The sequence below is a fragment of the Kitasatospora sp. NPDC022785 genome, from assembly GCF_055561295.1.
In genome coordinates, this window is the sequence record NZ_JBVHHB010000078.1 from 1 (window position 1) to 1030 (window position 1030).

The window sequence follows — 1030 nt, forward strand, 5'->3', positions numbered from 1 at the left end:
GGCGAAGCTGAGAACTTAAGCGCCAGTAAACGGCGGTGGTAACTATAACCATCCTAAGGTAGCGAAATTCCTTGTCGGGTAAGTTCCGACCTGCACGAATGGCGTAACGACTTCTCGACTGTCTCAACCATAGGCCCGGTGAAATTGCATTACGAGTAAAGATGCTCGTTTCGCGCAGCAGGACGGAAAGACCCCGGGACCTTTACTATAGCTTGATATTGGTGTTCGGTTCGGCTTGTGTAGGATAGGTGGGAGACTTTGAAGCAGCAACGCCAGTTGTTGTGGAGTCGTCGTTGAAATACCACTCTGGTCGTGCTGGATGTCTAACCTGGGTCCGTGATCCGGATCAGGGACAGTGTCTGGTGGGTAGTTTAACTGGGGCGGTTGCCTCCTAAAGGGTAACGGAGGCGCCCAAAGGTTCCCTCAGCCTGGTTGGCAATCAGGTGTTGAGTGTAAGTGCACAAGGGAGCTTGACTGTGAGACTGACGGGTCGAGCAGGTACGAAAGTAGGGACTAGTGATCCGGCGGTGGCTTGTGGAAGCGCCGTCGCTCAACGGATAAAAGGTACCCCGGGGATAACAGGCTGATCTTCCCCAAGAGTCCATATCGACGGGATGGTTTGGCACCTCGATGTCGGCTCGTCGCATCCTGGGGCTGGAGTAGGTCCCAAGGGTTGGGCTGTTCGCCCATTAAAGCGGTACGCGAGCTGGGTTTAGAACGTCGTGAGACAGTTCGGTCCCTATCCGCTGTGCGCGTAGGAGTGTTGAGAAGGGCTGTCCCTAGTACGAGAGGACCGGGACGGACGAACCTCTGGTGTGCCAGTTGTCCTGCCAAGGGCATGGCTGGTTGGCTACGTTCGGGAGGGATAACCGCTGAAAGCATCTAAGCGGGAAGCCTGCTTCGAGATGAGCACTCCCACCTCCTTGAGAGGGTAAGGCTCCCAGTAGACGACTGGGTTGATAGGCCGGATATGGAAGCCCTGTGAGGGGTGGAGTTGACCGGTACTAATAGGCCGAGGGCTTGTCCTCAG

General features: G+C 55.8%; 1 rRNA gene. It reads left to right on the top strand.

The window, feature by feature from the left end:
- Nucleotides 1-1028: ribosomal RNA gene (locus ACZ3YO_RS39935) — 23S ribosomal RNA — on the top strand; the annotation flags it as partial.
- Nucleotides 1029-1030: the final 2 nt, after the last annotated feature.